Source organism: Streptomyces sp. S063 (assembly GCF_002832675.1).
Taxonomy (GTDB): Bacteria; Actinomycetota; Actinomycetes; order Streptomycetales; family Streptomycetaceae; genus Streptomyces; species Streptomyces sindenensis.
Map to the genome: position 1 here is coordinate 5,891,176 of NZ_CP021707.1, position 23,838 is coordinate 5,915,013.

At 72.6% G+C, this 23,838-nt stretch carries 17 protein-coding genes and 1 pseudogene; 14 read left to right on the forward strand and 4 right to left on the reverse strand.

Going from position 1 to position 23,838, the window contains the following annotated elements:
* Positions 1-268: 268 nt before the first annotated feature.
* Together CCZ36_RS27200 and CCZ36_RS27205 are read left to right on the forward strand one after the other, a co-directional pair.
* Positions 269-961, forward strand: a complete 693-nt coding sequence (locus CCZ36_RS27200) for a response regulator transcription factor (protein WP_069738680.1) — start codon at positions 269-271, stop codon at positions 959-961.
* 20 nt (positions 962-981) lie between these two features.
* Positions 982-2,355, forward strand: a pseudogene (locus CCZ36_RS27205) (sensor histidine kinase); the annotation flags it as partial.
* Between the two features lie 67 nt (positions 2,356-2,422).
* Here the strand turns inward: CCZ36_RS27205 and CCZ36_RS27210 are convergent.
* Entirely contained in the window at positions 2,423-3,424 is a 1,002-nt protein-coding gene (locus CCZ36_RS27210; protein ID WP_128818762.1) for a TAXI family TRAP transporter solute-binding subunit, read from the reverse strand.
* Positions 3,425-3,561: 137 nt separating this feature from the next.
* Here CCZ36_RS27210 and miaB point away from each other — a divergent pair, with 137 nt between their 5' ends.
* Positions 3,562-5,082, forward strand: coding sequence for a tRNA (N6-isopentenyl adenosine(37)-C2)-methylthiotransferase MiaB (gene miaB / locus CCZ36_RS27215; protein ID WP_069738677.1), 1,521 nt, complete (start codon positions 3,562-3,564; stop codon positions 5,080-5,082).
* A gap of 171 nt (positions 5,083-5,253) precedes the next feature.
* A complete protein-coding gene (locus CCZ36_RS27220; protein ID WP_069743337.1) occupies positions 5,254-5,994 on the forward strand; it encodes a class III extradiol dioxygenase subunit B-like domain-containing protein in 741 nt (246 codons plus the stop codon).
* Between the two features lie 99 nt (positions 5,995-6,093).
* Here CCZ36_RS27220 and CCZ36_RS27225 read toward each other — a convergent pair whose 3' ends face one another.
* The gene (locus tag CCZ36_RS27225; protein ID WP_128818763.1) at positions 6,094-6,399 is read right to left on the reverse strand and encodes an antitoxin; all 306 of its coding nucleotides are present in this window, start codon (positions 6,397-6,399) and stop codon (positions 6,094-6,096) included.
* A 156-nt stretch (positions 6,400-6,555) separates the two neighbouring features.
* Here CCZ36_RS27225 and miaA point away from each other — a divergent pair, with 156 nt between their 5' ends.
* From miaA to hflX, 6 genes are all read left to right on the forward strand, one after another.
* Positions 6,556-7,494, forward strand: coding sequence for a tRNA (adenosine(37)-N6)-dimethylallyltransferase MiaA (gene miaA / locus CCZ36_RS27230; RefSeq protein ID WP_128818764.1), 939 nt, complete (start codon positions 6,556-6,558; stop codon positions 7,492-7,494).
* 107 nt (positions 7,495-7,601) lie between these two features.
* On the forward strand, positions 7,602-8,054 hold the full coding sequence (locus CCZ36_RS27235; RefSeq protein ID WP_069743332.1) for a hypothetical protein: 453 nt from the start codon (positions 7,602-7,604) through the stop codon (positions 8,052-8,054).
* Between the two features lie 101 nt (positions 8,055-8,155).
* Complete coding sequence (gene dapF / locus CCZ36_RS27240) at positions 8,156-9,022, forward strand: diaminopimelate epimerase (protein WP_128818765.1); 867 nt, start codon at positions 8,156-8,158, stop codon at positions 9,020-9,022.
* Positions 9,023-9,234: 212 nt separating this feature from the next.
* Positions 9,235-11,403: a RelA/SpoT family protein gene (locus CCZ36_RS27245; RefSeq protein ID WP_128818766.1), complete on the forward strand. Its 2,169-nt coding sequence runs from the start codon at positions 9,235-9,237 to the stop codon at positions 11,401-11,403.
* A gap of 162 nt (positions 11,404-11,565) precedes the next feature.
* Positions 11,566-13,011, forward strand: a complete 1,446-nt coding sequence (locus CCZ36_RS27250) for a M1 family metallopeptidase (RefSeq protein WP_069743330.1) — start codon at positions 11,566-11,568, stop codon at positions 13,009-13,011.
* Positions 13,012-13,142: 131 nt separating this feature from the next.
* Entirely contained in the window at positions 13,143-14,663 is a 1,521-nt protein-coding gene (gene hflX / locus CCZ36_RS27255) for a GTPase HflX (RefSeq protein WP_128818767.1), read from the forward strand.
* Positions 14,664-14,760: 97 nt separating this feature from the next.
* On the opposite strand, the gene CCZ36_RS27260 is transcribed toward hflX, so the two are convergent.
* Both CCZ36_RS27260 and CCZ36_RS27265 read right to left on the reverse strand, forming a co-directional pair.
* A complete protein-coding gene (locus CCZ36_RS27260) occupies positions 14,761-15,933 on the reverse strand; it encodes a trypsin-like serine peptidase (protein WP_069743328.1) in 1,173 nt (390 codons plus the stop codon).
* 227 nt (positions 15,934-16,160) lie between these two features.
* Entirely contained in the window at positions 16,161-17,327 is a 1,167-nt protein-coding gene (locus tag CCZ36_RS27265; protein WP_069743327.1) for a trypsin-like serine peptidase, read from the reverse strand.
* A 355-nt stretch (positions 17,328-17,682) separates the two neighbouring features.
* On the opposite strand from CCZ36_RS27265, the gene CCZ36_RS27270 reads away from it, so the two are divergent.
* The 4 genes from CCZ36_RS27270 (at position 17,683) to CCZ36_RS27285 (ending at position 23,835) form a co-directional block, all read left to right on the forward strand.
* Positions 17,683-19,077 carry a diaminobutyrate--2-oxoglutarate transaminase family protein gene (locus CCZ36_RS27270; RefSeq protein WP_069738666.1) on the forward strand — a complete coding sequence of 465 codons (1,395 nt, stop codon included), beginning with the start codon at positions 17,683-17,685 and terminating at the stop codon, positions 19,075-19,077.
* A 28-nt stretch (positions 19,078-19,105) separates the two neighbouring features.
* Positions 19,106-21,001 carry an IucA/IucC family protein gene (locus CCZ36_RS27275; RefSeq protein WP_069738665.1) on the forward strand — a complete coding sequence of 632 codons (1,896 nt, stop codon included), beginning with the start codon at positions 19,106-19,108 and terminating at the stop codon, positions 20,999-21,001.
* Between the two features lie 83 nt (positions 21,002-21,084).
* On the forward strand, positions 21,085-21,810 hold the full coding sequence (locus tag CCZ36_RS27280; protein ID WP_069738664.1) for a GNAT family N-acetyltransferase: 726 nt from the start codon (positions 21,085-21,087) through the stop codon (positions 21,808-21,810).
* Positions 21,811-21,870: 60 nt separating this feature from the next.
* On the forward strand, positions 21,871-23,835 hold the full coding sequence (locus CCZ36_RS27285; RefSeq protein ID WP_128818768.1) for an IucA/IucC family protein: 1,965 nt from the start codon (positions 21,871-21,873) through the stop codon (positions 23,833-23,835).
* Positions 23,836-23,838 lie beyond the last annotated feature (3 nt).

A 23,838-nucleotide genomic window follows, 5' to 3' on the forward strand; every position in this document is an offset into this window, starting at 1 on the left:
TGAACAGGACGCCCGGCGCCGCCCCGGGGCGTACCGGGTGCATAACGGAAACCCCGCTGTAACCGGCAGACTCTTGACTGGTGTGCCGTTCATCGGCGTGGATGCCTTGAGCGAGGTCGACGCGAAGCGTCGATGAACGGAAGATCACGAGACGGGTCTTCCGGACGAAGCAGGGCGAAACGCGGGACAACACCCGGTGACAGCGTGCAACGGTTGCACGGATGAGCCCCAGGAGCCGGACGGCCCCGGGAGGGACGGAGGGAGGGTCATGAGACTGCTGCTCGTCGAGGACGACGACCATGTCGCCGCAGCCCTGTCCGCCGTGCTCGCCCGGCACGGATTCCAGGTCGTGCACGCCCGCAACGGCGAAGAGGCCCTTCGCGCGCTGCTGCCCGCGGAGAAGGAGCCCTTCGGGGTGATCCTCCTCGACCTCGGCCTGCCCGACCAGGACGGCTACGAGGTGTGTGGCAAGATCCGCAAGCGCACCGCGACCCCCGTGATCATGGTGACCGCCCGCGCCGACGTGCGCTCGCGCATCCACGGCCTCAACCTCGGCGCCGACGACTACGTCACCAAGCCGTACGACACCGGCGAACTGCTCGCCCGTATCCACGCGGTCGCCCGGCGCACCTCGAGCGGCGAGGACACCGCGCCCACCCCCGTCGCCTCCCTGCGCCTCGGGCCGGTCGCCATCGAGCTGCCGACCCGCCGGGTCAGCGTCGAGGACGAGGAAGTCCAGCTCACCCGTAAGGAGTTCGACCTGCTGGCCCTCCTCGCCCAGCGCCCCGGCGTCGTCTTCCGCCGCGAGCAGATCATCAGCGAGGTCTGGCGCACCAGCTGGGAGGGGACCGGACGCACCCTGGAGGTCCACGTCGCCTCCCTGCGCTCCAAGCTGCGGCTGCCCACCCTGATCGAGACCGTGCGGGGCGTCGGCTACCGGCTCGTCGCGCCGTCCGCGTAACCGGCGGGTACGTTTCCCCGGTGCGCTCCCGTCTGCTCCCGCTGCTCATCGTTCTGATGGCCGCAGTCCTGGTCACCCTCGGCTTCCCGCTCGCGATCAGCGTGGCCGCCGCCGAGCAGCAGCGCCTGGTCATCGACCGGATCGACGACACGGCACGGTTCGCCGCCCTGGCCCAGTCCATCACCGACACCTCCCCGGACAGCGAGGAGCGACGCCGCACCCTCCAGACCGACCTGGAGGTCTACGCCTCGGTGTACGACATCCGCGCCGGCGTCTTCTTCCAGGACGACCGGGCCCTGGCCAAGGCGCCCCGTTTCTGGACCCTGCCCGCCGAGGGGGAGGGCCGCACGGCTTTCGGCGAGGCTCTGCTCGGCCGCCGCTCGCACGATCCGCCGCAGGTCTGGCCCTGGCAGAACGGGCGCGTCGTCGTCGCCTCGCCCGTGGTGCGCGACGGTGACGTGGTCGCCGTGGTCGTCATCGACTCGCCCACCGGCGAGATGCGCTCCCGGATCCTGCGGACCTGGCTGCTCATCGGACTCGGCGAGGTATTCGCCCTGCTGGTGGCGGTCGCCGCGGCGGTCCGGCTCACCGGCTGGGTCCTGCTGCCCGTACGGACCCTGGACGCGGCCACCCGCGACATCGCCGGGGGCCGCATGCGCTCCCGCGTGGCGGCCTCCGCCGGACCACCGGAACTCCGGCACCTGGCCCGCTCCTTCAACGAGATGGCGGACAACGTCGAGGACGTGCTGGAGCAGCAGCGCGCCTTCGTCGCCGACGCCTCGCACCAGCTGCGCAACCCGCTCGCCGCGCTGCTGCTGCGCATCGAGCTGCTCGCCCTGGAACTGCCCGAGGACAGCGAGGAGGTCGCGGCCGTGCGCACCGAGGGCAAGCGGCTGGCCCAGGTCCTCGACGACCTCCTGGACCTCGCGCTGGCCGAGCACGCCGAGGCGGACCTCCAGCTCATCGACATCGTCCCGCTGACCGCCGAGCGGGTCGCCTCCTGGCGTCCGATGGCGGACCGGGAGGGCGTGCGGCTCACCCTGGAGGGCGCCCCGGCGGCCACCGCCTGGGCCGACCCCGTGGCACTCCCCAGCGCCCTGGACGCGGTGATCGACAACGCCCTGAAGTTCACCCCGGCCGGCGAGGACGTCACCGTCACCGTCGCCGTCGGAACCCGTACGACGACCGTCGTGGTCGCCGACCGGGGCCCCGGCCTCACCGAAGCGGAACTGGAACGCGTAGGGGACCGCTTCTGGCGCAGCACCCGCCACCAGAACGTCAGCGGATCGGGGCTGGGCCTCTCCATCTCCCGGGTGCTGCTCGCGGCGGGCGGCGGCTCGATCGCGTACGAGCACCACCCACCGCACGGCTTGCGGGTGACCGTCTCACTGCCCGCGAACGGCAGGGCGGCTGAGCCCGGGCCCCCATGCCGGGAGCCGCCGCGCTCTCGCCGAGAGCCGGTCACGGCTTCACCGAGCGGTAGTAGTCCTTGGCCCCTTCGTGCACGTCCAGCGGATCCGTGTAGATGGCCGTCCGCAGATCCACCAGCTGCGCCGCGTGCACCTCGCGCCCGATGCGGTCCCGGCTGTTGATCACCGTCCGGGTGAAGGCCTCGGTCATGCCCGCGTCCGTACGGTCGGTCGTGACGAGCAGATTGGCGACGGCGACCGTGGGCACCGACTGGCCCTGCTGGGCCTCCGGGTAGGCGTCCGCGGGCATCATGGCCGACCGGTAGAACCGGGTCGGGCCGGTCGCCGCCTGCAGCTTCGCGACCAGGTCGGCCTCCAGCGGCACCAGGCGGATGTCGAAGCGCTCCGACAGCTCCTGCACGGCACCGGTCGGCAGCCCGCCCGACCAGAAGAAGGCGTCCAGCTGCCCCTGCGTCAGCCGTACGGGCATGGTGTCGATGCCCACCGGCACCGGGGTGATGTCGTCGTCCGGATCGAGCCCCGCCGCCTGCAGGAGCCGGTCCGCGACCAGCCGTACCCCGGAACCCTCCTGGCCGACGCCCACCCGCTTGCCCCGCAGACCGGCGGCGCTGCGGATGTCGGAGTCGCGGGGGACGACCAGCTGGACGTAGTCGTCGTACAGCCGGACACAGCCGCGCAGCCGCTGGGCCCCCTGCCTGCCGTCGCGCAGATAGGTGGCCACGGCGTCGGCCGTCGCGATGGTGAAGTCCGCCTCGCCCGTCGCCACCCGGGCGAGGTTCTGCTGCGACCCCTCGCTGGTCCGCAGCCGTATGGCCACCTCCGGCATGTCCTTGGCGAGCGCGTCCTCCAGCCGCTCCCCGTACCGCTGGTAGACCCCGCTGGGCACTCCGGTGGAGAAGGTGAGCGGACCGCTCGGGCCCCTCTCGTCCCTCTGGGGCAGAAGCCACCACGCGAGCAGCCCGAGCACGACCGCGAGGACGGCGCCCGTCTGCAGGGTGCGCCGGCGACCGAATCGGGACAGAGCGTGGTGCATGCGCGCGATCCTGCCAGCTCACCCGCCCCCCTGGCCAGGCTCGCCCGTGAGGCCCGCCCCACAGCGGGCGGGGCCGGGAAGAGGGGCGGGGCACGGGGCAGGAGGGGCGCCGCCCGGCAACCGCCTACCCTTGTCCCATGAGCAGCGGCAACCGGAGCGAAGCAGTGGACGTCCAGAAGAGCTACGAAGTGCGCACCTACGGGTGCCAGATGAACGTCCACGACTCCGAACGGCTGTCGGGTCTCCTGGAGGGCGCCGGTTACGTCCGCGCCCCCGAGGGCTCCGACGGCGACGCCGACGTCGTCGTCTTCAACACCTGCGCGGTGCGGGAGAACGCCGACAACAAGCTCTACGGCAACCTCGGCCGCCTCGCCCCCATGAAGACCAAGCGTCCCGGGATGCAGATCGCCGTCGGCGGCTGCCTGGCGCAGAAGGACCGCGACACCATCGTCAAGCGCGCCCCCTGGGTGGATGTCGTCTTCGGCACGCACAACATCGGCAAGCTGCCGGTCCTCCTGGAGCGCGCCCGCATCCAGGAGGAGGCGCAGATCGAGATCGCCGAGTCCCTGGAGGCCTTCCCCTCCACGCTCCCCACCCGCCGCGAGTCCGCCTACGCCGCGTGGGTCTCCATCTCCGTCGGCTGCAACAACACCTGCACCTTCTGCATCGTCCCGGCGCTGCGGGGCAAGGAGAAGGACCGCCGCACCGGCGACATCCTGGCCGAGATCGAGGCACTGGTCGCCGAGGGAGTCTCCGAGATCACCCTCCTCGGCCAGAACGTCAACGCGTACGGCTCCGACATCGGCGACCGCGAGGCCTTCTCCAAGCTGCTGCGCGCCTGCGGAAAGATCGAGGGCCTGGAGCGCGTCCGCTTCACCTCGCCGCACCCCCGCGACTTCACCGACGACGTCATCGCCGCCATGGCCGAGACGCCCAACGTGATGCCGCAGCTCCACATGCCGATGCAGTCCGGCTCCGACACCATCCTGAAGGCGATGCGCCGCTCCTACCGTCAGGAGCGCTTCCTCGGGATCATCGAGAAGGTGCGCGCCGCGATGCCGGACGCCGCCATCTCCACCGACATCATCGTGGGCTTCCCCGGCGAGACCGAGGAGGACTTCGAGCAGACGATGCACGCCGTCCGCGAGGCCCGGTTCGCCAACGCGTTCACCTTCCAGTACTCCAAGCGCCCCGGGACGCCGGCCGCCGACATGGACGGCCAGATCCCCAAGGAGGTCGTCCAGGAGCGGTACATGCGCCTGTCCGCCCTCCAGGAGCAGATCTCCTGGGACGAGAACAAGAAGCAGGTCGGCCGCACCCTGGACGTCATGGTCGCCGAGGGCGAGGGCCGCAAGGACGGCGCCACCCAGCGCCTCTCCGGCCGCGCGCCCGACAACCGCCTGGTCCACTTCACGCAGCCCGAGCAGCCCGTGCGCCCGGGTGACGTGGTGACCGTCGAGATCACCTACGCCGCCCCGCACCACCTGCTCGCCGAGGGCACGCCGCTCGCCGTACGGTCCACCCGCGCGGGCGACGCCTGGGAGAAGCGCACCACCGAGGCCGCCGCGAAGCCCGCCGGAGTGATGCTCGGCCTCCCGGGCATCGGCGCCCCGGACCCGCTCCCGGCCGCCACGGCTCCGGCCTGCGGCATCGGCTGACGGCTGGGGGCTGGGGGCGGCCCCCGCTCCGGCCCCCCGCCTCCACCCCCGGGGCCCGGCCCGGTCCGCGGTCTCCCGGTCCGGTCCGGCCACTCCGTGCGGTCGACGGCACCGAGCCGCAGGCCCGAACGGCCGACCGGCTCGCGACGGTCGGCAAGTACGCTGACCGGCATGCTTGTCGCCGCCGCCGTCTGCCCCTGCCCGCCGCTCCTGGTGCCCGAGGTCGCCGCCGGGGCCGCCCCCGAACTCGACGCAGCGCGTGACGCGTGCCTCGACGCCGTCGGCCTGCTCGCCGCCGCGCGCCCGGACCTGCTCGTCGTCGTGGGGCCCGGCGACGAGCCGTCCGGATCGGACGAACACCCGGCCGTCGGGCCCTACCCGCCCGGCGCGCACGGCTCCTTCCGGGGTGTCGGCGTGGATCTCGACGTGACGCTCGGCCACGCACCCGAGGGCGCGACGACGGCGGGCCGCCCGCTGCCCCAGTCCCTCGCGGTGGGCGCCTGGCTGCTGGACCGGGCCCGCTGGACGGGAGCTCCCGTCGAAGGGCTCGCCCTTCTGCCGACCTCGGCCCCCGAGGACTGCGCGGAGGCGGGCCGTGCCGTCGCGGGGCGCGCCGACCGCATCGCGCTCCTGGTGATGGGCGACGGCAGCGCCTGCCGCACCCTCAAGGCGCCCGGCTACCTCGACGACCGGGCCGCCGCGTTCGACGCCCGGGCCACCGAGGCGCTCGGCTCCGCGGACCTCGACGCCATCGCCGCGCTCGACGCCGCACTGGCCCACGAGCTCAAGGTGGCCGGACGGGCCCCCTGGCAGCTGCTCGGCGGCGCCGCGCGGGACACCGGGCTCGCGGGACGGCTGCTGTACGAGGACGCCCCCTACGGCGTCGGCTACACCGTCGCAGCCTGGTCCTGACGGGCCGGCCGCTCCCGGTCGGACAACCTGGTCGCAACGGACCGGCGGCGGGCCCGGAGCGCTCGGCTCCGGACCCGCCGCCGGGGCAGCACGGTCACATCAGGACGCGGGCGGGGGCGGAGGAGGCGTGTTGCCGGGGCCGCCGGGGGTGCTCCCGGGCGTTCCCGGGGCACCGGGGGTTCCGGGCGCGCCGCCGTCCTTCTGGCCCAGCTTGTCCACGGCCTCCTTGGCCTTGCGCGTACCCGAGTCGATCTTGTCGCTGTACTTGCCCTTGGTCTTCTGGTCGACCGTGCGCGCGGCCTTGTCGAGGCCCTGCTCGATCTTGCCCCCGTGCTGCTGCGCGAGGTCGCCGACCTTCTCCTTGGCCGGACCCAGCTTCGCCTTCAGGTTGTCCAGGAACCCCATTGGGTCACCTTCCGTGCAGTGTGGAGGACTGTCGTCGCGGGAGTGTTCTCCCGCCCCCATTGTCCGTCACCTGTCCGTTCCTGCCGTTTTTACGCCTCCGATGGCGCCACCCGGCGTGTGTTCGGGAGGGCCCGGACTTTTTGGGAGACTGTCCGGGTGATCCCTCCCCGCCTCGCCCCCCGTGTCATCACCGTCGTAGGCCCCACAGCGGCCGGGAAATCGGATCTGGGGGTCTTTCTCGCCCAGCGGCTCGGCGGCGAGGTGATCAACGCCGACTCCATGCAGCTCTACCGGGGGATGGACATCGGCACGGCGAAGCTGACGCTCGCCGAGCGCGACGGCGTGCCGCACCATCTGCTGGACATCTGGGACGTCACCGAGGCCGCCAGCGTCGCCGAGTACCAGCGCCTGGCCCGCCTGGAGATCGACCGGCTGCTCGCCGAGGGCCGCACCCCCGTTCTGGTCGGCGGCTCCGGGCTGTACGTGAAGGGCGCCATCGACGCCCTGGAGTTCCCCGGTACGGACCCCGGGGTGCGCGCCCGCCTCGAAGCGGAGCTCGCCGAGGGCGGCTCCGGCGCCCTGCACGCACGGCTCGCCGCCGCCGACCCGGAAGCCGCCCGGTCCATCCTGGCGAGCAACGGCCGCCGCATCGTCCGCGCCCTCGAGGTCATCGAGATCACCGGCAAGCCCTTCACCGCCAACCTCCCCGGCGACGAGCCGGTCTACGACGCCGTTCAGATCGGCGTCGACGTGGGCCGCCCCGAACTGGACGAGCGCATCGCCCTGCGCGTCGACCGGATGTGGGAGGCCGGACTTGTGGACGAGGTGCGCGCCCTGGAGGCGTCCGGGCTGCGCGAGGGCCTCACCGCCTCACGGGCCCTGGGCTACCAGCAGATCCTCGCGGCGCTCGCGGGGGAGTGCACCGAGGACGAGGCGCGGACCGAGACCGTGCGCGCCACCAAGCGCTTCGCCCGCCGTCAGGATTCGTGGTTCCGCCGCGACCCGCGTGTCGTGTGGCTCGGCGGCGGAGACCATGACCGGGGGGAACTCCCGCACCGGGCACTGACGTTGGTCGAACGGGCGGTCACAGCCTGATCACGTGATGGCATCGGGAAGCTCCGCCCGTCAATGCGACGCCCGTGACCGTGCCATCATCGAGCATCGATCCACCAGTGAAGTCCGAGTTGGGAGGGCGCGTGGCGATGGAGGCCGGCCCTCGCGACACGGAGCAGCGCGACACAGAGCACGAGGTGCCGTCGCCGCGGGAGACCGCGGGACGGCTGAGCCCCGACGGGCCCGACGAGCAGGACGTGGCCCCCGAGGTCGAGGTGGAGCTGCGCCCCACCCGCAAACTGCGGATCTGGCAGCTCGCCCCCATCGTCATGCTGGCCGCGATCGGCTCGCTGATGTTCGCCTTCCCGCTCGCCTTCGAGTTCGGCGACGGCGGCGCGATCGTCGCCATGCTGGGGCTCCTGATCAGCTGCTGCGCGGCCGGCTGGGGCATGATGGCGGCCCGCCGCGTGGGTCACACCTGGCCCGGACTGCCCTCCCGGGGGTCGGGCGACCGCCCGGACTGGCGGGTGATCGCGCTGTACGCCGTGACCGGCCTCGCCCTGGTCGCCCTCGCCGTCTGGCGCGTCGCCCGGCTGCGCTGACGGCCGCGGACCCGCGCGACGAGCCCTCTCGCGTGGGGGCTGCCCCCGGACGCCGGGGTCCGCCGGAGCCGGTTGTCGGCGCCGCCTCGTACAGTGGGCGTGTGAGCACCTCGCAGATCGCCTTCCTCAAGGGTCACGGCACCGAGAACGACTTCGTGATCGTCCCGGACCCGGACAACGCCCTCACGCTGCCCGCCGCCCTCGTCGCCCGGCTCTGCGACCGCCGGGCCGGTATCGGCGGCGACGGGCTGCTGCACGTCGTGCGGTCCGCCGCGCACCCCGAGGCGCGGTCCATGGCGGACGAGGCCGAGTGGTTCATGGACTACCGCAACGCGGACGGCTCCATCGCCGAGATGTGCGGCAACGGCGTGCGGGTCTTCGCGCACTACCTCCAGCGCGCCGGCCTCGTCGAGGAGGGTGACCTGACCGTCGCCACCCGCGGCGGCACCAAGCGCGTGCACCTCGCCAAGAACGGCGACATCACCGTCTCCATGGGACAGGCCCGGCTGCCCGATACGAGCGTCACGGTCAGCGTCGGCAGCCGCAGCTGGCCCGCCCGCAACGTCAACATGGGCAACCCGCACGCCGTCGCGTTCGTCGACGACCTGGACCACGCGGGCGATCTGTTCACCGCCCCGCCCTTCACCCCCGAGGCGGTCTACCCCGAAGGCGTCAACGTCGAGTTCGTCGTCGACCGGGGCCCGCGCCACGTCGGCATGCGCGTCCACGAGCGCGGCTCCGGCGAGACCCGCTCCTGCGGCACGGGTGCCTGCGCGGTCGCCGTCGCCACCGCCCGCCGGGACGGCGCCGACCCCGCCGTCACCGGCCTCCCCGCCACCTACCGGGTGGATCTCCCCGGCGGCACCCTCGTCATCACCGAGCACCCCGACGGTGCGGTCGAGATGACGGGCCCCGCCGTGATCGTCGCCGAAGGCGTCATCGACCCGACCTGGCTCGAAACCGCCTGAGCATGGCTTGACACTTTCCGTGCGACGGCTCGCCGCCCTCTGAAGCGGGGTCCGCTCGAAACGGTGATCGGTCCGGGCTTCGCTCGAATGGGTGATCCGTTTCACGCTCGGCGAGAGCTGGACTGCGCCACGTGGTGGGCTCGATAGCATCAAGCACCGGCCCCGAGGCGCATCCAGCCCTCGCCCCGCCGGTCGAGTCGCCGGAGGTGCCCATGAGTGCAGAGGCCGCCGATCCGGGCGCCCCCCTTCGCAGGCGGAGCCGCCCCCGGATCGATCTGCGCAGACTGGGCCGGGTGGCGCTGCGCGGCCCGGTCTCCCGTGACCGGCTGCCCGACGCCATCAGCCATGTCGCCGAGGCGCACCGCGCCCACCACCCCGACGCCGACCTGACCATCCTGCGCCGGGCCTACGTCCTCGCGGAGTCCTCGCACCGCGGCCAGATGCGCAAGAGCGGCGAGCCGTACATCACACATCCGCTGGCCGTGACGCTGATCCTCGCCGAACTGGGCGCGGAGACCACCACCCTCACCGCCTCCCTGCTCCACGACACCGTCGAGGACACGGAAGTGACGCTCGACCAGGTCAAGGAGCAGTTCGGCGACGAGGTCTGCTTCCTCGTCGACGGCGTCACGAAGCTGGAGAAGGTCGACTACGGCGCCGCCGCGGAACCGGAGACCTTCCGCAAGATGCTCGTCGCCACCGGCAACGACGTCCGGGTGATGTCCATCAAGCTCGCGGACCGGCTGCACAACATGCGCACCCTCGGGGTGATGCGCCCCGAGAAACAGGCGCGGATCGCCAAGGTCACCCGGGACGTGCTCATCCCGCTCGCCGAACGGCTCGGCGTTCAGGCGCTCAAGACCGAGCTGGAGGACCTGGTCTTCGCGATCCTGCACCCCGAGGAGTACGAGGAGACCCGCGCGCTCATCGCTGCCGCGACGGGCCCGGACGACCCCCTCGAAGCCATCGCCGGCAACGTGACGCACACCCTGCGCGACGCGGGCATCAGCGCCGAAGTCCTCATCAGGCCGCGCCACTTCGTCTCCGTGCACCGGGTCCGCAGGAAACGCGGCGAACTGCGCGGCACCGACTTCGGCCGACTGCTCGTCCTGGTCGGCGAGGACGCCGACTGCTATGCCGTCCTCGGTGAACTGCACACCTGCTTCACCCCGGTGATCTCCGAGTTCAAGGACTTCATCGCCGCCCCCAAGTTCAACCTCTACCAGTCGCTGCACACCGCCGTCGTCGGCCCCGAGGGGGCCGTCGCCGAAGTCCTCATCCGTACGCACCGGATGCACAAGGTCGCCGAGGCGGGCGTCGTAGCGCTGGGCAACCCGTACGCCCAGGACCCCGCCGCACCCCCGCAGGCCGAGCCGTCCGACGAGCGCGCCGACCCGACCCGGCCCGGCTGGCTCTCCCGGCTGCTGGACTGGCAGGAGTCCGCCACCGACCCCGACACCTTCTGGACCACTCTGCGCGACGACCTCGCCCAGGACCGCGAGATCACCGTCTTCCGCACCGACGGCGGCACCCTCGGGCTGCCCGCCGGGGCCAGCTGTGTGGACGCCGCCTACGCGCAGTACGGCGACCGGGCCCACACGGCCATCGGGGCCCGGGTCAACGGCCGCCTCGCGACCCTGAGCACCGTCCTCAGCGACGGCGACACCGTGCAGCTGCTGCTGGCCCAGGACACCGCCTCCGGCCCCTCGCCCGACTGGCTGGACCATGCGCGTACCCCCGCCGCCCGGATCGCGATCACCGGCTGGTTCAGCGACCACCCGGACGAGGCGAAGCCCGACCCGGAGACCGCCGGGGCGACCTCGTCCGGCGCTCCGGGCGAGCCCGCGGCCTCCCCGGAACGCGAGGCCCCGGCGGGCGGGGCCCCCGTCCGCACCCGGTCCGGGCCCCGTGCCGCGGGCGTCGTCGTCGAGGGGCCGGACGCGCCGGTGCGCCTGGCCGGCTGCTGTACGCCGGTGCCCCCCGACGAGCTGACCGGCTTCGTCGTCCGGGGCGGCGCGGTCACCGTGCACCGCCGGGAGTGCCCCGCCGTCGCCGCGATGCAGGAGATCGGCCGGGCCCCGGTCGGGGTCCACTGGGCGGACGGGGAGGGCCGGGAGTCCGATACGGGCTGCCGGGTCACCCTGGTCGCCGAATCGTTCGGCCGCCCCCGCCTCCTCGCCGACCTCACCGAGGCGATCGCCACCGCCGACGCGGCGATCGTCTCCGCCACCGTGGAACCGCCCAGCGAGCAGCGGGTCCGCCACACCTACACCCTCCGGCTCCCCGACGCGGCCGGTCTGCCCGGCCTGATGCGTGCCATGCGCGACGTCGCCGGGGTCTACGACGTCAGCCGCGCCCAGCACCCGGCCCCGACGGGCTGAGCGGCACCCGCGACGGCCGCCCCACCGGCCGCCCCACCGGCCGGTCCGCACCGAACGCACCCGGCTCCGACGGGCCGAGCCGCCGCGCACCAGCCGTCCTCGTTCGGGTGGTGCGGCGCGCGGCTCCCCGGTCGGGCGGCCCCGCGCTGATAGCCGTAGTCCATGCCGCTCCTGACCCGCCGCCTGCGCGCCGCCCTGCTGGCGACCGCCTCGGCCGCCCTCGTCGCCGCCGCCCTGCCCGCCCCCGAGCCCCTGGGCATCGGCGACCGGCTCTTCCCTGAGCTGGGCAACCCCGGCTACGACGTCCTCGCGTACGACATCGCCCTCACGTACCACGGCAGCAACACCAAACCCCTGGACGCCGTCACCAAGATCAGGGCCCGCACCACCGCCCCGCTCGACCGGATCAACCTCGACTTCGCCCGGGGGACCGTCCGGGGCGTCGAGGTCAACGGGCAGAGCGTCGACTTCGGCAGCAAGCGAGAGGACCTCGTCCTCCAGGCCCCCCGCCGCCTCCCCGCGGGCGCACCGCTGAACATCACCGTCCGGCACACCAGCGACCCGAGTGGATCCGGGGACGACGGCGGCTGGGTGCGGACCGCCGACGGGCTCGCCATGGCCAACCAGGCCGACGCCGCCCACCGCGTCTTCCCGAGCAACGACCACCCCTCGGACAAGGCGTTCTTCACCTTCCGGATCACTGCCCCGGACCGGCTGACGGCGGTCGCGGCCGGGCTGCCCGTGGCGAAGACCCGGCACGGTTCCTCGACCACCTGGACGTACCGCACCGAGCACCCCATGGCCACCGAACTGGCCCAGGTCTCCATCGGCCGCTCCGCCGTCGCGCACCGCACCGGCCCGCACGGACTGCCGGTGCGCGACGTCGTCCCGGCCGCCGACCGGAAGGAGCTGGAGCCCTGGCTGGAGAAGACCCCGGCCCAGCTGGAGTGGATGGAGCGGCGGGTCGGCCGCTACCCCTTCGAGACGTACGGGGTGCTCGTCGCCGACAGCCCCATCGGCTTCGCCCTGGAGACCCAGACGCTCTCCCTGTTCGGGAAGTCCTTCTTCACCGAGCCCGGCTACCCGGAGTGGTACGTCGAGTCCGTGATGATCCACGAGCTGGCCCACCAGTGGTTCGGCGACAGCGTCTCGCCCGCGACCTGGTCCGACCTGTGGCTCAACGAGGGACACGCCAGCTGGTACGAGGCCCGGTACGCCGAGGAGAAGGGCGGCCCGACCCTGGAACGCCGGATGCGTGAGGCGTACAAGCTGTCCGACGGCTGGCGCGCGGACGGCGGTCCCCCGGCGCACCCGGACGGTCCGGCCCCGGGGCAGAAGCTCAGCCTGTTTCGCCCGGTCATGTACGACGGCAGCGCGCTGGTCCTCTACGCCCTGCGCCAGGAGATCGGCGAGAGGGCCTTCGACCGGCTGGAGCGCACCTGGGTCCGGGTGCACCGGGACTCCACGGCGACCACCGCGGACTTCACGCGGCTGGCGTCCGGTGTCGCCGGCCGTGATCTGACCGCCTTCTTCGACGGCTGGCTGTACGGGAAGAAGACCCCGCCGATGCCCGGACACCCGGACTGGCGCAGCGCGAAACCCGCGTGACGGGCCGGGCGGGGCCGTGCCACTATCGACGCGTCGGCGCGGCGGACCGCACCGGAATTCCCCGCAGGGAATCATCCGGGAAGATCACACGTTGTGACTGACGTAAAGACTTCTATCGACGTAAGGATCCAATGACCTCCTCTTCTTCCCTTCCCCAGGACGCGCAGGACGCGCAGAGCGCCACGGAGAACACCACCGAGAGCCTCACCGAGGCCCGCCGGGCCGACGCCCTGATGGAAGAGGACGTCGCCTGGAGCCACGAGATCGACGGAGCCAGGGACGGCGACCAGCTCGACCGCTCCGAGCGTGCCGCCCTGCGGCGCGTGGCCGGTCTCTCCACGGAGCTCGAGGACGTCACCGAGGTCGAGTACCGCCAGCTGCGCCTGGAGCGCGTGGTGCTGGTGGGCGTCTGGACCTCGGGGACGGTGCACGACGCGGAGATCTCCCTCGCGGAGCTCGCCGCACTCGCCGAGACGGCGGGCGCCCAGGTGCTGGACGCGGTGTACCAGCGGCGGGACAAGCCCGACCCGGCGACGTACATCGGTTCGGGCAAGGCGCTGGAGCTGCGTGACATCGTGCTCGAATCCGGTGCCGACACCGTCGTCTGCGACGGTGAGCTGAGCCCCGGCCAGCTGATCCACCTCGAAGACGTCGTCAAGGTCAAGGTGGTCGACCGGACGGCCCTGATCCTCGACATCTTCGCCCAGCACGCCAAGTCCCGCGAGGGCAAGGCGCAGGTCTCGCTGGCGCAGATGCAGTACATGCTGCCGAGGCTGCGCGGCTGGGGTCAGTCGCTCTCCCGGCAGATGGGCGGCGGCGGTTCCAGCGGCGGTGGCGGTATGGCCACCCGTGGCCCCGGTGAGACCAAGATCGAGACGGACCGGCGACGGATCCGCGAGAAGATGGCGAAGATGCGCCGGGAGATCGCGGAGATGAAGACCGGCCGCGAGATCAAGCGGCAGGAGCGCAAGCGCAACAAGGTGCCCTCCGTCGCCATCGCCGGATACACCAACGCCGGCAAGTCCTCGCTGCTCAACCGGCTGACCGGGGCCGGTGTCCTGGTGGAGAACGCCCTGTTCGCCACCCTGGACCCGACCGTCCGCCGGGCCGAGACGCCGAGCGGCCGTATCTACACCCTCGCCGATACCGTCGGCTTCGTCCGGCACCTGCCGCACCACCTCGTCGAGGCGTTCCGCTCCACGATGGAGGAGGTCGGCGAGTCCGATCTCATCCTGCACGTGGTGGACGGCTCCCACCCGGTGCCGGAGGAGCAGCTCGCCGCGGTCCGCGAGGTGATCCGGGACGTCGGCGCGGTGAACGTACGAGAGATCGTCGTCATCAACAAGGCGGACGCGGCGGACCCCCTGGTCATCCAGCGCCTCCTGCGCAACGAGAAGTACGCGATCACGGTCTCGGCCCGCACGGGCGAAGGCATCGACGAGCTGCTCGCGCTCATCGACGCCGAGCTGCCCCGGCCCTCCGTCGAGGTCGAGGTGCTCGTGCCGTACATCCAGGGGGCTCTGGTCTCCCGGGTGCACGCCGAGGGTGAGGTGCTCTCCGAGGAGCACACCGCCGAGGGCACCCTGCTCAAGGCCCAGGTCCACGAGGAGCTGGCCGCCGAGCTGGAGACCTTCGTCCTCGCCGCGCACTGACGGCCGCGGGACCGAAGACCGAACGACAGCCGAAGGCCCGGCCCGGACTCCTTGGAGAGTCCGGGCCGGGCCTTCGGCGTGTGACCGTCGTCCTGGCCTACTGACCGGCGAACTTGTCGCTCATCGTCGCGAAGGTGCGCCGGGCGTCCTCGCCGAGCCGGGGCCCGGCCAGCCAGCCCGAAGTGACCGGACCGATCGACGTGTTGGAGACCAGCATCGACTTCCCGTCCGGTCCGGCGACGAACCAGCCGCCACCGGAGGAGCCGCCGGTCATGGTGCAGCCGATCCGGTACATGGTCGGGGTCCCAGGGGCGATCGAGAGCCGCCCGGGACGGTCGACGCACTGGTGCATCAGCAGGCCGTCGTACGGCGGACCCGCCGGGTAGCCCCAGGCGCCCATGCCGCTGATCTGCTGGATCTCCGGGGCGTCGAAGGAGACCGGCAGCGCGTTGCCCACGGTCTCCTCCAGCGACTTCGTCCCGTTCTGGGGCTTCACGTGCAGGACCGCGTAGTCGTACGGCGCGCCGGCACCGCCCGTCGGGCCGCCGCCGGAGATCCACTCGCCGGAGGCCGCCGCCCAGTCCGCCCAGTAGGTGCCGTACGGGGCGACCTCCTGCGGCTGCGCGGTCCGCAGCTGTGCCGCGTTCTTGCCCTGGTCGTTGTACGAGGGCACGAAGATGATGTTGCGGTACCAGCCCCCGCCGGCGCCGGCGTGCACGCAGTGCCCGGCGGTCCACACGAGGTTGGACTTCCCGGGGTTCTTCGGGTCCTTCACGACCGTGCCCGAGCACACCATGGAGCCCTTGGGGGAGTCGAAGAAGACCTTGCCGACCGGGGCGGCGTGCCGGTGGTAGGGCAGTTTCTCCGGCTTGGCCCGCACAGGGGCCGGCTCCGGGTCGCTGACGTCCTGGCCGGCGGAGAGGTCACCGGCCGTCATCGTCTTGGCGGGCTCCTCGGCGGTGGCCATCCGGTCCGGCTTCCAGAGCCCGTCGATGACCGGGTTGACGAAGTCCTCGGCCTTGCGGAGCCAGCCGTCCTTGTCCCAGTTCTTCCACCCGCCGTCCTTCCACTTCTCCGGGTCGACCCCGTGCTTCTCCAGGGCGTCACTCAGTTCACCGGGCAGGCCGGCGGCGGGGTCCTTGTCGGCCGCCCCGTCGGTCGCCGACGGCTTGGCGGCCGCGGAGTCCTCCTCGGGACCGCAGGCCGTGGCCGTCAGCGTGAGCGCCGCGACGAGGCCGGTGGCGGCCAGCAGCGGACGTATCGATCGCATGGAAGAAGTCCCCCTGAACAGCTGATGCGTGCGATGGTGCGCGACCCCGCCCGGCGCGGGAACGCGGTGGTGCGCGGTCGCGGTCGTGCATTCTGTCATGCGCTTGTCATGTCGGCCGCCGGAGCGGGCCGTCGGCCGAGCACGGCCCCCGGCAGGCGGCAGCCGGTCGAACACGGCCCCCGGCAGACGACTGCCGGGGGCCATGGACCCGCAGGCCCTCGCGGGCTCTACCGGCCCGCGTACTTCTCACTCACCGCGCGGTAGATGCCCTCGGCCTCCTTGCCGAGCCGCGGTCCGGCCAGCCAGCCCGCCGTGACCGGGCCGATCGAGGTGTTCGAGACCAGGGCGGGCTTGCCGTCCTGCCCCGCCGCGACCCAGCCGCCACCGGAGGAGCCGCCGGTCATCGTGCAGCCGATGCGGTACATCGTGGGCTGCTCCCTGAAGACCGAGAGCCGGCCCGGCTTGTCCTTGCACCGGAGCAGCTGCTGACCGTCGTACGGCGGTGCGGCCGGGTAGCCCGTGGCCGTCATCTCGGCGATCTTCGGCACCGCCGGGGCGTTGAACTCGACCGGCAGCGCCGAACCGACCGTCTCCTCCAGCGACTTGCCGCCCGAGCCCTTCTCCGGCGTCACGTGCAGCACCGCGAAGTCGTACGGCGCGCCCTGGCCGCCGGTCGCGGCGCCCTGCTCGATCCACTGCTCGGAGGTCTGGGCCCACTGGCCCCACCACAGGCCGTAGGGGGCGATCTTCTCCTTCGGTGCGGTCTCCAGCTCGGCCAGGGACAGGCCGTCGTTGTTGTACGCCGGGACGAAGGCGATGTTGCGGTACCAGCCGCCCTCCTTGCCCGCGTGCACACAGTGCCCGGCGGTCCACACCATGTTGGACTTGCCGGGGTTCGCCGGGTCCTTCACGACGGTCGCCGAACAGACCATCGAGCCCTTCGGGCCGTCGAAGAGCAGCTTCCCGGACTCCGGGGCGTTGTCGTGGTACGGCGTCGCGACACCGGCGGCCCGGACCGGGGCCGGCGTCGGGTCCGTCACGCCGTCGTCGCCCGAGATGTCGTTGTCGACCGGGTTCTCCGGGGGCTTGTCGGCCTCCCGCATCCGGTCCGGGTCCCACAGGTCCTCGATGATCGGGTTGACGAAGTCCTTGGCCTCACGCAGCCACTTGTCCTTGTCCCAGTTCTTCCACTCCCCGTCCCGCCACTTGTCGGGGTCGATCCCGTGTTCCTTGAGGCGGTTCTTGAGGTCGTCCGGAATGGTGATCTTGCCGTCGGACTGACCGGCCGAGGCACTGGGCGTACCTCCCGCGTTGTCCTCCTCCGGACCGCACGCCGTGGCGGTGAGCGCCAGCACGGCGGCGACGGCGGTCGCGGCGAGCGCGGAGGAGGGCATGCGCCGTGCGCGCCTCCCGCGGCGTGCGGTATCGGTCGGGCGAATGGGTCGCATCTCGTGATCCCCCTGGGACTTCGTCACTCGGTACTCGTGCTGCATTGCGGACACTTCGGGCGCCGGAGCGGAGGCTTCCGCGCCGCTGTGCGGCCCCCACTATGCCGGTGCCGATGGTGACGGTACGCGGCAGGTCCACGGTTCCGTCGCCGCGAGGATGTTCCGATTTACCCGTGATCCATCGCGGACGGCGTCGTTGGTACGTACGGGGGACACCAGGACAGCGTTCACGTCCTTGGTGTGTCCGCGCGCAAACGTACCGACGTGCAACGCAACTGTTACCGCAGGAGGATCAAGAGCCGTGTCCGTGACCGAACCCGCACCGGTGGCGCCGCCCTCCGCGCACGAGGGCATCCTCCGGCGCCAGTCCCTGCGCGAATCGGCGGCCCGCACCTACGCCCGGTCCCTGCCGATCGTCCCGGTGCGCGCCCGCGGGCTCACCATCGAGGGCGCGGACGGCCGCCGGTATCTGGACTGCCTGTCGGGCGCGGGCACCCTGGCGCTCGGCCACAACCACCCGGTCGTGCTCGAAGCGATCCGCAAGGTCATCGACTCCGGCGCCCCCCTGCATGTGCTGGACCTCGCCACCCCGGTCAAGGACGCCTTCACCACCGAGCTGTTCGCCACCCTGCCCCAGGAGTTCGCCGACAACGCCCGCATCCAGTTCTGCGGTCCCGCCGGAACGGACGCCGTCGAGGCCGCGTTCAAGCTGGTCCGTGCCGCGACCGGCCGCACCGGCCTGCTCACCTTCACCGGCGCCTACCACGGCATGACCGCCGGGGCCCTGGAAGCCTCCGGCGGCGCCACCGACGTACGCGTCACCCGGCTCCCCTTCCCGCAGGACTACCGCTGCCCGCTGGGGACCGGCGGCGAACACGGCGCCACGCTCGCCGCCCGCTGGACCGAACACCTCCTGGACGACCGCAAGGGCGGAGTACCGGCCCCCGCGGGGATGATCGTGGAACCGGTCCAGGGCGAGGGCGGCGTCAACCCCGCCCCCGACGCCTGGCTGCGCCGCATGCGCCGGATCACCGAGGAACGGTCCATCCCGCTCATCGCCGACGAGATCCAGACCGGGGTCGGCAGGACCGGTGCGTTCTGGGCCGTCGAGCACAGCGGCATCGTCCCCGACGTCATGGTCCTCTCCAAGGCGATCGGCGGCTCCCTGCCCCTTGCCGTGATCGTCTACCGCGCTGAGCTGGATCTTTGGCAGCCGGGCGCGCACGCGGGTACGTTTCGTGGCAACCAGCTCGCCATGGCGGCGGGCGCGGCCACGCTCGCGTATGTCAGGGAGAATCAACTGGCGGACCGCGCAGCGGTCCTGGGGGCCCGGATGCTCGCCTCGCTCAGGGAACTGAGGGCGCATCACCCGGCAATCGGTGACGTACGGGGGCGTGGACTGATGATCGGCCTGGAGCTGGTGGATCCCGACAGCGCGCCCCTGCCCGCCGAAGCCGGCGACCCCGCCCCGGCCCCGCCACCCGACCCGGCCCTCGCCCTCGCCGTCCAGCAGGAATGCCTGCGACGCGGCCTCATCGTCGAACTCGGCGGCCGGCACGGCGCCGTGGTCCGCCTTCTGCCGCCCCTCACCCTCACCGACGAGCAGGCGACTGCCGTCGTCGACCGTCTCGCCGACGCGCTGGCAGCCGCGACACGCTCCCCGCGCCGTCGGACCACCGCCGGGCCGACCACCTGACCCCAAAATCCCCACAAGGAAGAACGCCGTGAACCCCACCCCCGCGTCCGAGGCCGACGGCCCCGGCACCCCCCAGCACCGAGGGCAGGACGGACCGGCCGCCCCCGGCACGGTCGAGGCGACGACCGTGCCCCGCCAGAAGACCCCGCACGAACCCGACTCCGCCGCGTACGCCCCTGGCCGGGACCTCGGGGTCCGGAGCAAGGACGTCGACGCGCTCGACGACCCGGACCCGCTGCGGGCCGCCGACGCGGCGGGCACCGAAAGCCTGCTGCGCTGCTGGGCCCGGGAGAACGACCTGCCCCGCCCTGACGGCGACACCCTGCGCATCGCCTTCCCCGCGAGCGGCACCGCCCTCCTCGTCCCCGTGCACTACTGGTCCGTCACCGGGGCCCACCGCTTCGGCGCGCCCGCCCTGGAGAACGCCCCCGCCGGCGCCCCGCCCGCCGACGCCGCCACCGTCGCCGTCCTCATCGGCCGCGAGGGCGGCGAGAGCGGCGCGGGCGATCTCGTCGCCCGGGTCGCCGACTCCGTACGCCACACCGCCGGCTTCATCGAGCAGCGGCGGCGCAGCCCGGCCGACCCCGCCGAGGCGGACCTCTTCCTCACCGCCGAACAGTCCCTGCTGCTCGGCCACCCCCTCCACCCCACGCCCAAGAGCCGCGAGGGCCTCTCCGCATCGGAGTCCCGCCGGTACTCGCCGGAGCTCCACGGCTCCTTCCCGCTGCACTGGTTCGCCGTCGACCGGACGCTGGCCGCCACCGACTCCGCCTGGAGCGACGGCGGTCCCGCCACCGCCGAGGAACTGCTCGCCCCGCACGCCGCGGGGCTGAAGACGCCTCCCGGCACCGTCGCCGTCCCCGTCCACCCCTGGCAGGCCGCCGACCTGCTCCACCGCCCCCAGGTCCGGGCCCTCGCCGATACCGGCCTCCTCCACGACCTCGGCCCCCACGGCGAGCACTGGCACCCCACCTCCTCCATCCGCACCGTGCACCGCCCCGGGGCGCGCGTCATGCTCAAGCTCTCCCTCGGCGTACGCATCACCAACTCCCGCCGGGAGAACCTCCGCAAGGAGCTCCACCGGGGCGTCGAGGTGCACCGCCTCCTGTCCACCGGCCTCGCCGAGCTCTGGCAGCGCGAGCACCCCGGCTTCGACATCGTCCGCGACCCCGCCTGGCTCGCCGTCGACGACCCCGAGGGCACCCCCGTCCCCGGGCTCGACGTGGTACTCCGCCACAACCCCTTCGGCCCGGGCGACGACGCCGCCTGCATCGCCGGACTCACCGCACAGCGACCCCGGCCCGGCCACCCCGGCATGCGCTCCCGGCTCGCGGAGGTCGTCTCCGGCCTGCGCGCCCGCACCGGCCTCTCCGGCACCGACGTCTCCGCCGAATGGTTCCGGCGCTATCTGCACCACGTCGTGCGCCCCGTCCTCTGGCTCGACGCCCACGGCGGCATCGCCCTCGAAGCGCACCAGCAGAACACCCTCGTCCTCCTCGACCCGGACGGCTGGCCCGTCGGCGGCCGCTACCGGGACAACCAGGGCTACTACTTCCGCGACTCCCGCCGCGCCGAGCTGGACCGGCGGCTTCCCGGCATCGGCACCGTCAGCGACACCTTCGTCTCCGACCCGGTCACCGACGAGCGGTTCGCCTACTACCTCGGCATCAACAACGTCCTCGGGCTCATCGGGGCGTTCGGGGCCCAGCGCCTCGCCGACGAACAGCGACTCCTCACCGTCCTGCGCCAATTCCTCGACGAGACCGCGGAACTGGGCTCGCCCCTGCCCGCGTATCTCCTGGACAACCGCCAACTGCGCTGCAAGGCCAACCTGCTGACCCGGCTGCACGGCCTCGACGAGCTGGTCGGACCGGTCGACACCCAGTCCGTCTACGTCACCATCGCCAACCCGCTCCACAGCTGAACCGCCGCACCAGTCAGACTCCGACCGCACCCGCACCGGAGAAGCTCACCGACCGCACCCGGTCCAGAGAGGAGAGCGCCACCGTGCCTCCCGCCGACGCCTCAGCGGAACCCGGCACCGCACCCGACGGCGGGAGCACCGGAGCCGAGGACACCCTCGACCTGAAGCTCACCGAGGAACTCCTCGCGCTGATCACCGAGGAACGCAGCGCCGGGCCCGGGCGGGTCGCGGTCCTCGCCGACCTGCTGGGCGACCCGGGCTCCTGGCCGCCCGCGCGGACCACGGCGGGGGAGTTCGCCCTCCTCCCCGTCCGGCTGGAGCGCGACCTCCCCGTCATCAGCCGCTGGATGAACGACCCCGCCGTGGCGGCCTTCTGGGAGCTCGCCGGACCCGAGTCCGTCACCGCCGACCACATCCGGCCCCAGCTCGAAGGGGACGGGCGCAGCATCCCCTGTCTCGGCGTGCTCGACGGCACCCCCATGAGCTACTGGGAGATCTACCGCGCCGACCTCGACCCCCTGGCCCGCCACTACCCCGCCCGACCCCACGACACCGGCGTCCACCTCCTCGTCGGGGGCGTGAAGAACCGCGGCCGGGGCGTGGGCACCACGCTGCTCCGCGCCGTCGCCGACCTCGTCCTGGACAACCTTCCGCGGTGCGGACGGGTCGTCGCCGAACCGGACCTGCGCAACACCCCGTCCGTATCCGCGTTCCTCAGCGCCGGTTTCCGTTTCTCCGCCGAAGTGGATCTCCCCGACAAACGTGCCGCGCTGATGATCCGCGACCGAACGTACCGAGCCCAGCTGTGACTTGCTCTCCGCACCGCCCATACCGCTCGAACCTCATAGGTTCCCTCCGGAGGAGTCCCCGTGCCGATATCTCCCACGAGCCGTGATGCAGCCGAGTCCCCGCAGCTGTTCAGCCCTCCGGAGCTGAACCGACAGATCTGGGACCGGGCCGCGGCGAGGCTCCTCGCCAAGATGCTCGGCGAGTTCGCCTACGAGAAGATCATCGAGCCGGTTCCGGAGCCCGGGACCGGCGGACTCCACCGGCTGACCCTCGACGACGGGGGAGCGCTCGCCTTCACCGCCCGGCGTGGCGTTTACGGCAGCTGGCGCGTCGACCCCGGGTCGATCGAGATCACCGCACAGCCCCCGGCCGCCCATCCCGACGGACCGCCCGGCGCCGAGGCCGACGTACCGTCCAACGGTTCGGTCCCCGCACAGGCCGACGCACAGCCCAACGGCTCGTCCGCCACCCCGTCCAACGGCTCGTCCGCCGCTTCCCGTCCCTTCCGCGACCCGCTGATCTTCCTCACCCGGGCCCGCGACCTCCTCGGGCTCGACGGCACGACGCTGGGCCACCTCATCCGCGAGCTGACCCTGACGCTGTCCGCCGACGCCCGGCTCGACCACACCGCGCTCACCGCGGACCGGCTCGCAGCCCTGGACTACGCGGAGCTGGAAGGCCACCAGACCGGTCACCCCTGGCTGGTGGCGAGCAAGGGGAGGCTCGGCTTCTCCGCCGCCGACGCCGCCCGCTTCACCCCCGAGACCCGCAGCGCGGTCCGGCTGCCGTGGATCGCGGTCAGCGCCCGTATCGCGCGGTTCCGGGGCGTCGGCCGCGTCTCCACCCCCGACCGGCTGTACGCAGGTGAGCTCGACCCGGACGTCCGGGACACCTTCGCCGACGTGCTGCGGGCCCGGGGGCACGACCCGGAGGACTACTTCTACCTCCCCGTCCACCCCTGGCAGTGGGACGAGTGGATCGTGCCGCTCTTCGCCCCGGCCATCGCCGACGGCGACATCGTGGCCCTGTACACCGACGGCGACGTCCGCCTCCCGCAGCAGTCCATCCGCACGTTCGCCAACGTGGACCGGCCCGAACGGCACACGGTGAAGCTCCCCCTCTCCATCCTCAACACCCTGGTCTGGCGCGGCCTGCCGACCGAGCGGACCCTCGCCGCCCCCGCCGTCACCGCCTGGGTCCAGGGGCTCTGCGAGGGCGACCCCTTCCTCCGCGACACCTGCCGGGTCATCCTCCTCGGCGAGGTCGCCTCCGTCGCCGTCGAGCATCCGCTGTACGACCACCTCCCCGAAGCGCCCTACCAGTACAAGGAACTCCTCGGCGCGATCTGGCGGGAGCCGCTGCCGCCCCGCCTCGCCCCGGGCGAACGCGCCCGCACGCTCGCCTCCCTCCTCCATACGGACCCGACGGGCCGCGCGTTCACCGCGGAGCTGGTCGAGCGCTCCGGCCTCCCGCCGGAGACCTGGCTGAAGCGGCTCTTCGCCGCCCTGCTGCCGCCCCTGCTGCACTTCCTCTACCGCTACGGCACCGTGTTCTCCCCGCACGGCGAGAACGCCATCGTCGTGTTCGACGAGAACGACGTGCCCGTACGGCTCGCCATCAAGGACTTCGTCGACGACGTCAACATCAGCGCCCACCCGCTGCCGGAACACGACACCATGCCCGACGAGGTGCGCGCCGTCCTCCTCACCGAGGAGCCGTCCTTCCTCACCCAGTTCATCCACTCCGGACTCTTCGTCGGTGTCTTCCGCTATCTGTCACCCCTGTGCGAGGAGCAGCTCGACATCTCCGAGGACGCCTTCTGGTCACTCGTCCGGGCGGAGATCGTGCGCCACCACGCGCGCTTCCCGGAGCTGAAGGAGCGGTTCGAGCTGTTCGACATGCTCACTCCGGAGATCGAACGCCTCTGCCTCAACCGCAACCGCCTGCATGTCGACGGCTATCGGGACCGGGCCAGCCGCCCGCACGCGGCGATCCACGGCACGGTCCCCAACCCGTTGCATCCCTCCGCCCGGGTCCGGGAGTGACCG

Bases quoted from the DNA above. Each gene is read 5' to 3' on its own strand.
- CCZ36_RS27200 (WP_069738680.1), top strand. From the start codon at position 269: ATGAGACTGCTGCTCGTCGAGGACGACGACCATGTCGCCGCAGCCCTG.
- miaB (WP_069738677.1), top strand. From the start codon at position 3,562: ATGAGCAGCGGCAACCGGAGCGAAGCAGTGGACGTCCAGAAGAGCTAC.
- CCZ36_RS27225 (WP_128818763.1), bottom strand. From the start codon at position 6,399: ATGGGGTTCCTGGACAACCTGAAGGCGAAGCTGGGTCCGGCCAAGGAG.
- CCZ36_RS27260 (WP_069743328.1), bottom strand. From the start codon at position 15,933: ATGCGATCGATACGTCCGCTGCTGGCCGCCACCGGCCTCGTCGCGGCG.
- CCZ36_RS27220 (WP_069743337.1), top strand. From the start codon at position 5,254: ATGCTTGTCGCCGCCGCCGTCTGCCCCTGCCCGCCGCTCCTGGTGCCC.
- CCZ36_RS27250 (WP_069743330.1), top strand. From the start codon at position 11,566: ATGCCGCTCCTGACCCGCCGCCTGCGCGCCGCCCTGCTGGCGACCGCC.
- CCZ36_RS27210 (WP_128818762.1), bottom strand. From the start codon at position 3,424: ATGCACCACGCTCTGTCCCGATTCGGTCGCCGGCGCACCCTGCAGACG.
- CCZ36_RS27235 (WP_069743332.1), top strand. From the start codon at position 7,602: ATGGAGGCCGGCCCTCGCGACACGGAGCAGCGCGACACAGAGCACGAG.
- hflX (WP_128818767.1), top strand. From the start codon at position 13,143: ATGACCTCCTCTTCTTCCCTTCCCCAGGACGCGCAGGACGCGCAGAGC.
- CCZ36_RS27245 (WP_128818766.1), top strand. From the start codon at position 9,235: ATGAGTGCAGAGGCCGCCGATCCGGGCGCCCCCCTTCGCAGGCGGAGC.
- CCZ36_RS27265 (WP_069743327.1), bottom strand. From the start codon at position 17,327: ATGCCCTCCTCCGCGCTCGCCGCGACCGCCGTCGCCGCCGTGCTGGCG.